The sequence below is a fragment of the Burkholderia sp. Ac-20384 genome (genome assembly GCF_017104605.1).
GTDB lineage: Bacteria > Pseudomonadota > Gammaproteobacteria > Burkholderiales > Burkholderiaceae > Burkholderia > Burkholderia lata.
The window spans coordinates 1-9,530 of the sequence record NZ_JAAGPE010000327.1 but is presented as its reverse complement, the minus strand read 5'-3'; the positions used below and the strand labels follow the sequence as shown (position 1 = coordinate 9,530).

General features: G+C 68.7%; 6 protein-coding genes. 3 read left to right on the top strand and 3 right to left on the bottom strand.

The features are described 5' to 3' along the window. On the top strand, window positions 1-2,126 hold a 2,126-nt coding region (locus tag G3O00_RS35900), incomplete at its 5' end, for a TonB-dependent siderophore receptor (RefSeq protein WP_206145824.1). A gap of 11 nt (window positions 2,127-2,137) precedes the next feature. Next, on the top strand, window positions 2,138-3,916 hold the full coding sequence (locus G3O00_RS35895; RefSeq protein ID WP_241025487.1) for an alpha/beta hydrolase-fold protein: 1,779 nt from the start codon (window positions 2,138-2,140) through the stop codon (window positions 3,914-3,916). 163 nt (window positions 3,917-4,079) lie between these two features. Here G3O00_RS35895 and G3O00_RS35890 read toward each other — a convergent pair whose 3' ends face one another. Continuing rightward, the gene (locus G3O00_RS35890) at window positions 4,080-4,772 is read right to left on the bottom strand and encodes an aspartate/glutamate racemase family protein (RefSeq protein ID WP_206145822.1); all 693 of its coding nucleotides are present in this window, start codon (window positions 4,770-4,772) and stop codon (window positions 4,080-4,082) included. 137 nt (window positions 4,773-4,909) lie between these two features. Between G3O00_RS35890 and dinB the strand changes: the two genes are divergently transcribed. Next, complete coding sequence (gene dinB, locus G3O00_RS35885; RefSeq protein ID WP_206145821.1) at window positions 4,910-6,073, top strand: DNA polymerase IV; 1,164 nt, start codon at window positions 4,910-4,912, stop codon at window positions 6,071-6,073. Window positions 6,074-6,133: 60 nt separating this feature from the next. On the opposite strand, the gene G3O00_RS35880 is transcribed toward dinB, so the two are convergent. Together G3O00_RS35880 and folD are read right to left on the bottom strand one after the other, a co-directional pair. Next, a complete protein-coding gene (locus G3O00_RS35880) occupies window positions 6,134-8,221 on the bottom strand; it encodes a M3 family metallopeptidase (protein ID WP_206145820.1) in 2,088 nt (695 codons plus the stop codon). A 243-nt stretch (window positions 8,222-8,464) separates the two neighbouring features. Then, window positions 8,465-9,325: a bifunctional methylenetetrahydrofolate dehydrogenase/methenyltetrahydrofolate cyclohydrolase FolD gene (gene folD / locus G3O00_RS35875; protein WP_206145819.1), complete on the bottom strand. Its 861-nt coding sequence runs from the start codon at window positions 9,323-9,325 to the stop codon at window positions 8,465-8,467. Window positions 9,326-9,530: the final 205 nt, after the last annotated feature.

Here is a 9,530-nt window from a genome sequence, read left to right as displayed (position 1 = left end):
TCTTACACTCTTCCCCTACCCGCCGCTCTTCCGATCTCCTCGTGCGGGGCCGCGCGTCGGCCGGGCCGGCCGCGGCGGGCGCCGGCGCGATGCTACCGACGATCGTCGTGAATGCGCGAGCGGAGGCGTTGCCCGAGGCGTACACCGGCGGTCAGGTTGCGCGTGGGGGCCGGCTCGGCATGCTCGGCAACGCCGACTTCATGGATGCGCCATTCAACATCACGAGCTATACCTCGGCGCTGATCGAGAACCAGCAGGCCGGCACCGTCGCCGACGTGCTGGAGAACGATCCGTCGGTGCGCTTCACGACGTCGACCGGCCATATCGTCGAGAACTACACGATCCGCGGCTTCAACGTGATCGCCGACGATCTCGCGTTCAACGGGATGTACGGGCTCGCGCCGTACGGTCACTCGCCCACCGAATTCATCGAGCGTATCGAAGTGCTGAAAGGGCCGAACGCGCTGCTGAACGGCATCTCGCCGAGCGGTGGCGTCGGCGGTGCGATCAACCTCGTCCCGAAGCGGGCAGGCGATACGCCGCTCGCGCGGCTCACCACCGACTACATCTCGGACGGCCAGTTCGGCGTGCATGCGGATCTCGGCCGGCGCTTCGGCGACAGGAACCAGGTCGGCATCCGCGTGAACGGCGCGTATCGCGACGGCCGCACGACGATGGACGGGCAGAACAAGAAGCGCGAGTTCGCGTCGCTCGCGTTCGACGTGAAAGGCGAGCGTGCGCGTTTCTCGCTCGATGCCTATACGGACACCGAACGTTTCGACAACGGCAGCCCGTGGATGGCGTCGTTCGCGAGCCAGGTCGTGAGCCCGCCGTCGCCCGGCACGAACCTGCTGCGCGGCGCATGGGGCAAGCTCGACAACCAGGCCGTCGTCGCGCGCGGCGAACTCGACCTGACCGACCGGATCACCGCCTACGCGGGGATCGGCGGCCTCAGCTATCGCTACGCGGGTTTCATCAACGGGACGCGGGCCGGCGCGATCCAGCCGAACGGCAACTATCGCGCGGTGACGTACAACCAGAACGGCTATACCGACACGACGTCGATCGAGGCCGGCGCCCGCGCCCGGTTTCGTACGGGGCCCGTCAGCCATCAGGTGTCGCTCGGCGTGACGTCGCTGCAGATCGAGGCCGGCACGATCAACCGGACAAGCGCGACGTTCGCGTCGAACATCTACGCGCCGATCGATCCGCCGCTCGCGCCGTCGCCGGGCCCGGCGCCGAAGACGTCGGAGTCCGCGCTGACGAGCGTCGCGCTGGCCGATACGCTGTCGCTCGCACGCGATCGCGTGCAGCTCACGGTCGGGTTGCGCAGCCAGCGCGTCCATGCGAAGACCTATGCGGCCGCGACGGGACTGAAGACCGCGGACTACAACGAAACCGCGCTGACGCCGGCGTTCGCGCTCGTCGTCAGGCCGTTCGGGCCGGACGTGTCGCTGTATGCGAACTATGTCGAAGGGCTGACCCAGGGCGACACCGTGTCCGACGTCACCGCGAAGAACTATGGCCAGATGTTCGCGCCGTACAAGAGCAAGCAGGTCGAGGTCGGCGCGAAATGGGAGACCGACACCTTCGCGAACACACTGTCGCTGTTCCAGATCACGAAGCCGAGCATGCTGAAGGACCCCGCGACCAACCTGTACAGCGCCGATGGCGAGCAGCGCAACCGCGGCGTCGAATGGAACGTGTTCGGCCAGGTGGTGCCGCGGCTGCGCGTGCTGGGCGGCGTCGCGTACACGCAGGCGCTGCTGACGCACACGGCCGGCGGTGCCTATGACGGCAACACGGCGTACGGCGTGCCGAAATGGACGGCGAACCTCGGCCTCGAATGGGATGCGCCGTGGGTGCGCGGGCTGACGCTGTCCGGCCGCGCGGTGGCGACGAGCGCGCAGTTCGTCAACTCGACGAACACGCAGCGCATCCCCGGCTGGACCCGCTTCGATCTCGGCGCGCGCTACGCGACGCAGGTCGCCGGCAAGGCGGTCGTGCTGCGCGGCGCCGTCGAGAACGTCGCGAACCGCACGTTCTGGGCCGGCACCTTCAACGACGGTTACGTCACGCAGAATGCGCCGCGCACCTTCAAGGTGTCGGCCACCATCGACTTCTGAGGCGCACGATGATGACTCTCCGGAAATGGGCGATGCGCATGGCGGGTACGTGGCGTGTCGGTGTGGCGCTGGCGGCGATCGGCATGTCGACCGCGCACGCGGAAGGCACGTTCGCGACGGGCGAGGTGGTGACGGGCAATGTCGCGCGCGAGCAGACGGCGCACGCGCTGGCGCTCGATGCCGGTACGTTCGTCCAGGGGCGCCTCGACGGCGCGGCGGCGAATGTCGATCTCGCGACGAGCGACGGCCGCCCTCTGCGGCGACTCGTGACGGCCGATGGCCAGTCGCGCGATTTCATGTTCGTCGCGCCGGCGGACGGTGGCTACGTGTTGCAGGTGTCGGCGCCCGAGGCCGGCGCACTGTCGGCTGACGGCCGGCGAGCGTACCGGCTTGCGATCGTGAGTCGCGTACCGCGCGCGCAGCAGCACGCACCGGTGCCCGGCATCGCGAGCCCGCGCGTCGCGCAGCTCGCCGCCGAACTCGCGGCGGGCGGGTCGACCGACGCGTTCTGGCGCGAGGTGGCGGCAAGCGGCACGCCGCTCGTCGAACCGGTGCCCGCGCAGCCGGCGCGCACCGACGCAACGATCGCGCGCGGCCTGAACCCGCCCGACGAAGCAACGCGGCTCGTCACGTTCCTGTGGCGCGGCGCGCGCGACAACGTGCGGGTGCTCGGCAGCCCGTCGGGCGAGCACGACACGCTACGGCACCTGCCGGGCAGCGACGTCTGGTACCGCAGCTACGTGGTGCCGGCCACGACGCGCATCAGCTACCTGCTCGCGCCCGACGTCCCCGAACTGGATCTCGACGACGGTGCGCGGCGCCGCGCGATTCTTGCGACCGCGCAGCGCGATCCGCTCAATCCGCACGCGTTCATGCATCCCGCGCCCGATCCGTTCCAGGGCAAGTCGGTGCTCGAGTTGCGCGACGCGCCGCCGCAGCCGTGGATCGCCCCGCGCGCGAACGTGCCGGTCGGCTCGCTGACCGCTTACCGGTTCGCCAGCACCGTGCTCGGCAATACCCGCGACGTGTACCTGTATCGACCGGCCGGCTACCGCGCGGACGATCCGGCGCGCGCGCTCGTCGTGGTGTTCGACGCCCACGCGTACGTCGACACGGTGCCGACGCCGACGATCCTCGACAACCTGATCGCGGAAGGGCGTGTGCCGCGCACCGCTGCGCTCATCGTCGGCAATCCGGACGGCGCGACGCGCGGCCGGGAACTGCCGCCGAATCCCGCGTTCGCGCGCTTTCTCGCGGAAGAACTGATGCCGTGGGCGCGTCGCGAGGGCGTGAGCGCGCCGGCGGCGCGTACCGTGATCGCTGGGTCGAGCTACGGCGGGCTCGCGTCGGCCTACGCGGCGCTGCGTCACCCGGAGCTGTTCGGCAACGTGCTGAGCCAGTCGGGTTCGTTCTGGTGGGCACCCGCGGAGGGCGATGCACGCACGCGTGCCGCCGGATGGCTGACGCGCGAATATGCGTCGCGCGAGCGGTTGCCGGTGCGCTTCTATCTGGAGAGCGGTCGTTTCGAGGACGGCAAGGGGCCGGGCGGCATCGGCACGACGAGCCGCCACATGCGCGACGTGCTGCAGGCGAAAGGTTACGAGGTGCGCTATGCGTCGACGGCGAGCGGCCACGACTACCTGCACTGGCGCGGGTCGCTCGCGTGCGGGCTGGTCGCGTTGATCGGCACGCCGGGGCAGGGGGAACGAGCGCCATTCGCCGCCGCGTGCCCGTTCGAGCGGCCAGTCGAACCGAGCGAAGGGTCAGGCGCGACGGCCGAAGCGTCCTGACTGGCCGGCGAATGCGAGGCGAACCGATTCAGCGGTGTCGTTGTACATCCATGCTGGCGCCTGCCTCGCTACTTCCCGCTCGTGAGGCCGTTCGGTCGAGGCGAGCGGCCCATTGTGTCGGCAGCCGTTCGCGTCATCGACCGCATCGCAGCGGCGGGCCGGGTCAGCGCGCCGCCCACTCGACCGCTGCTTTCGCATGCAGCGCGGTCGTGTCGAACACCGGCAGCGGAGAGTCGTCCGCGCCGATCAGCAGCGTGATTTCCGTACAGCCGAGGATCACGGCTTGCGCGCCGCGCCGGGCCAGGTCCTCGATGATCGTCACGTACGTCGCGCGCGATTCCGGCGAGATGACGCCGTGGCATAGCTCGTCGTAGATGATCCGGTGCACGTCGTCGCGTCCGCGTTCGTCCGGCACGAGCACCTCCATCCCGAACTTGCCGCGCAGCCGGTCCGCGTAGAACGGCAACTCCATCGTGTAGCGCGTGCCGAGCAGCGCGACGCGCTCGACGCCCGCATCGCGCAGCGCACTGCCGGTCGGATCGGCGATGTGCAGGAACGGCAGCGTCACCGCGGCTTCGATCGCATCGCATACGCGATGCATCGTATTGGTGGTCAGCACGACGAGATCGGCGCCGGCCGCTTCGAGCTGTCGCGCGGCGCCGGCCATCCGTTCGCCGAGCGCGGCCCAGTCGTGCGTGCGCTGCAGCGCCTCGATCTCCGCGAAATCGACCGTGACCAGCACGCTCTTCGCGTTGTGGTGCCCACCGTGCAACGCCTTCGAATGGCGATTGATCATCCGGTAATACTCGGCGGACGATTCCCAGCTCATCCCGCCGATCAGTCCGATCGTCTTCATCCGTCACCTTTGCGTTTCGTGGATTGCGGCAGACGAGTATAGGCGCCGCTGTCCGCGCCCGGCCGGTACGATCCGCGCAAAGCGGGCCAGTACGGCGCCGCCGGGCCCGGCCGCACGCGACAGTTGAAACCGGCACTGTGTTTTTGTACAGTATCGGCACCGTGAACCCGACCATCATTCCGCCTGCCGATCCGCACGTGCCGCCGCCGGGCGATGCGCTGCCGCGCATGCGCAAGATCATTCACTGCGACTGCGACTGCTTCTACGCGTCGGTCGAGATGCGCGACGACCCGTCGCTGCGCAACCGGCCGCTCGCGGTCGGCGGCCGGCCCGACCAGCGTGGCGTGATCGCGACCTGTAATTACGAGGCGCGGCGCTACGGCGTGCATTCGGCGATGTCGTCGGCGCTGGCGATGCGCAAGTGCCCGGATCTGCTGATCCTGCCGACCGCAATGGACAAATACCGCGCGGCGTCGCGGCAGATCATGGCGATCTATCGCGACTACACGCCCGACGTCGAGCCGTTGTCGCTCGACGAGGCGTACCTCGACGTCAGCGGGTCGGAGCGGTGCCAGGGCAGTGCGACGCTGATCGCGCGCGAGATCCGTCAGCGCGTGTTCGACACGGTGGGCGTGACCGTGTCGGCCGGTGTCGCGCCGAACAAGTTCATCGCGAAGATCGCGTCCGACTGGAACAAGCCCGACGGGCTGTTCGTCGTGCGGCCGCACGAGATCGACGCGTTCGTCGCGGCGCTGCCGGTGCGCAAGCTGCACGGCGTCGGCAAGGTAACGGCCACGCGGCTCGACCGGCTCGGCATCCAGACCTGCGCGCAGTTGCGCGACTGGCCGCTGATCGACCTGCACCGCGAATTCGGCGCGTTCGGGAAGCGGCTGTACGAACTGTCGCGCGGGATCGACGAGCGGCGCGTGCAGGCCGATCAGGAGCGCAAGTCGGTCAGCGTCGAGACGACCTACGTGACCGACCTGACGACGCTCGAGCAGTGCGCGGAGGAAATCCGCCGCCTCGTCGTGCAACTCGACGCGCGGATCGAACGGGCGGGCGCCGCGCGCTCGATCCGCAAGCTGTACGTGAAGATCCGCTTCGCCGACTTCCAGCGCACGACGGTCGAGTGCGTGGCCGATGCGACGAATGCGGACACGGCCGTCACGCTGCTCGCGAAGGGGCTGCAACGGCGTGCGCAGGCGGTGCGGCTGCTCGGCGTCGGCGTGCGCATCGACGAGGATACGGCCGAGCGCCACGGGCAGTTCTCGCTATTCGACGACGCATCGCCCGTGCCATGAAAAAAGGCACCGCCGAAGCGGTGCCTTTGCTTGCATGCAGCCGGAAGGGCCGGGCGACACTCAGTGCGCGGGCGCGGTCATCCCGTTGTGGCGCAGCAGCGCATCGATCTGCGGCTCGCGGCCGCGGAACGCCTTGAACGAATCCATCGCCGGGCGGCTGCCGCCGACCTCGAGGATTTCGCGGCGATAGCGCGTGCCGGTCGCCGCATCGAGCACGCTGCCGCTCGCGGCGGCCGCTTCCTCGAACGCCGCGTACGCATCGGCCGACAGCACCTCGGCCCACTTGTAGCTGTAGTAGCCGGCCGCGTAGCCGCCCGCGAAGATGTGGCTGAACGTGTTCGGCCAGCGCGAGAACGCGGCTTGCGGGATCACGTGATAGCGTTCGTTGATCTCGCGCGCGAACGCGGTCACGCCGGTGGCGCCCGCCGGGTCGAAGTCGACGTGCAGCAGCATGTCGAACATCGAGAACACGATCTGGCGCAGCGTGCCGAGCCCGCTCTGGAAGTTCTTCGCGGCGATCATCTTGTCGAACAGCTCGCGCGGCAGCGCGGCGCCCGTGTCGACGTGCGACGACATCGACGACAGCACGTCCCATTCCCAGCAGAAGTTTTCCATGAACTGCGACGGCAGCTCGACGGCATCCCATTCGACGCCGTTGATGCCCGACACGCCGAGCTCGTCGACACGCGTGAGCATGTGGTGCAGCCCGTGGCCGAATTCATGGAACAGCGTGATGACTTCGTCGTGCGTGAAGCACGCGGGCTTGCCGCCGACCGGCGCCGAGAAGTTGCAGGTGAGATAGGCGACCGGCGTCTGCACGCTGCTGCCGCGCTTCGCGCGCGAACGCGCGTCGTCCATCCATGCGCCGCCGCGCTTGCCTTCGCGCGCGTACAGGTCGAGATAGAACTGCGCGACGAGCGAGCCGTCGCGGTTCTCGACGCGGAAGAAACGCACGTCCTTGTGCCACACCGGCGCGTCGTCCGGCTTGATCTGCACGCCGAACAGCGTCTCGGTGACGGTGAACAGGCCCTTCAGCGCGGCCGGCTCCGGGAAGTACTGCTTGACCTCGTTTTCCGAGAACGCGTAGCGCTGCTGGCGCAGCTTTTCGGCTGCGAATGCGACGTCCCACGGCGCGAGTTCGGCGAGGCCGAGTTCCTTCGCGGCGAACGTGCGCAGCTCGTCCCAGTCCTTGTCCGCATGCGGGCGCGCGCGCGTTGCGAGATCCTCGAGGAACGCGATCACCTGCTGCGGCGATTCGGCCATCTTCGGCGCGAGCGACACTTCGGCGAAGTTGCGGAAGCCGAGCATCAGCGCCTCTTCGCGGCGCAGCTTCAGTGCATCGGCGACGATCGCCGTGTTGTCCCATTCGGCCTTGCCGTCGCCGTACTGCGGCCCGAGTTCCGACGCGCGCGTCGCATAGGCGCGGTAGAGCGTCTCGCGCAGTGCGCGGTTGTCCGCGTATTGCAGCACCGGGAAGTACGACGGGAAGTGCAGCGTGAATTTCCAGCCTTCCTTGGCATCCTTTTGCGCGGCTTCGCGGGCGGCCTCGATCGCGTCGCCGGGCAGGCCGGCCAGGTCGGCTTCGTCCTGAACGAAATACGCGTACGCGTTGGTCGCGTCGAGCACGTGGTCGGAAAAGGCCTTCGACAGTGCGGCCTGCTGTTCCTGCAGTTCGGCGAAGCGCGGCTTCTGGTCCTCGGGCAACTCGGCGCCCGACAGGCGGAAATCGCGCAGCGCGTTGTCGAGGATCTTCTTGCGTTCGGTGGACAGCGTCGCGTATTCGGCGCTTGCGGCGATCGCCTTGTACTTCTCGTACAGCGCGAGGTTCTGGCCGACGCTCGACCAGAATTCGGTCACGCGCGGCAGGTTCTCGCCATAGGCGGCCCGCAGCTCGGGCGTATCGGCGACCGCGTTCAGGTGGCCGACGATGCCCCAGGCGCGACCGAGCGGCTCCGTTGCGTGCTCGACCGTCTCGACGACTTCTGCCCAGGTTGCCGGCGTCGCGGCCGCGCTTGCCGTGTCGACCGCGCGGTTGGCGGCTTCGAGCAGCGTGTCGAGCGCGGGCGTCACGTGTTCCGGACGGATCTCGCCGAAGCGGGGCAGGCCCGAGAAATCGAGAAGCGGGTTGGTGTTGGCGCTGGCGGACATAAGACTCCCTGTCTGTTGCCGGATGAACCGGAGTGAAAAGGGTAAGGCGCGCAAGGCAACGCGGCGCCCGATATCGACATTATTGGGGCGCATCGCGCGCTTTCCAATCGTTAGTTTCTAACGATGCGATTGACGCGGGGTCGAATGCGGGGGGAAGGCGTTTGACGGCGCGGCCGACGCGGTGCGGTGTGGCCGGCGAGGCGCCGGCGCGCGGAATCGCACGCCGGCTGAATGGGCTGGCGCTCAGGCGGCCGCGTCGGCGGCGCGCTCGGCGGCTTCGATCGTGTTGATCAGCAGCATCGTGATGGTCATCGGGCCGACACCGCCCGGCACCGGCGTGATGTGGCCGGCCACTTCCTTCACACCCGCGAAGTCGACGTCGCCGCACAGCTTGCCGGCGTCGTCGCGGTTCATGCCGACGTCGATCACCGTCGCGCCGGGCTTCACCATGTCGGCGGTCAGGATGTTGCGCTTGCCGACCGCGGCGACCACGATGTCGGCCTGCCGCGTGTGCGCGGCGAGGTCACGCGTCTTGCTGTGGCAGATCGTCACGGTCGCACCGGCGTCGAGCAGCATCATCGCCATCGGCTTGCCGACGATGTTCGAGCGGCCGATCACGACCGCGTTCGCGCCCTGCAGCGGAATGTCATGTGCCTCGAACATCTTCATCACGCCATACGGCGTGCACGGGCGGAACAGCGGCTTGCCGGTCATCAGCGCGCCGGCGTTCGCGATGTGGAAGCCGTCGACGTCCTTCTCCGGCGCGATCGCCTCGATCACCTTGTGGCTGTCGATATGCTTGGGCAGCGGGAGCTGGACGAGGATGCCGTGGATCTTCGGATCGCGGTTCAGCTCGTTGATGCGCGCGAGCAGGTCGGCCTCCGACAGCGTGTCCGGGTACGCGTCCTTCAGCGAGAAGAAGCCGTTGTCCTCGCACGCCTTGATCTTGTTGCGCACGTAGACTTCGCTCGCCGGGTTGGCGCCGACGAGGATCACCGCGAGACCGGGCTGGTGGCCGCGTGCGGTCAGGGCGGCGGCGCGTTCGGCGGCCTGTGCGCGCAGGGTCTTCGAAAGGGCGTTGCCGTCGATGAGGAGGGCTGTCATGGTGGTGGTCCTGCCGGGAAGTTGGAATGCGGTCGTGCGGCGCCCGAAGCGTCGCAGCAAAGCACGCGATTATACCGTTCGCCTGCTGCCGCCCGACAGCGAATAAGCAGGAAGCGTCATGGCCGCGGCGCTTGCGCGCCGGGAGAAAGGCCGCCGCCGCGCGAGTGGGCCGCATCGCGCGGGGCGGCCAGGGCGGGCCGCGGGC

What these genes read in the sequence shown, in the direction of transcription:
- G3O00_RS35895 (WP_241025487.1), top strand. Translation starts at nt 2,138, where the DNA reads ATGACTCTCCGGAAATGGGCGATGCGCATGGCGGGTACGTGGCGTGTC.
- G3O00_RS35890 (WP_206145822.1), bottom strand. Translation starts at nt 4,772, where the DNA reads ATGAAGACGATCGGACTGATCGGCGGGATGAGCTGGGAATCGTCCGCC.
- G3O00_RS35880 (WP_206145820.1), bottom strand. Translation starts at nt 8,221, where the DNA reads ATGTCCGCCAGCGCCAACACCAACCCGCTTCTCGATTTCTCGGGCCTG.
- folD (WP_206145819.1), bottom strand. Translation starts at nt 9,325, where the DNA reads ATGACAGCCCTCCTCATCGACGGCAACGCCCTTTCGAAGACCCTGCGC.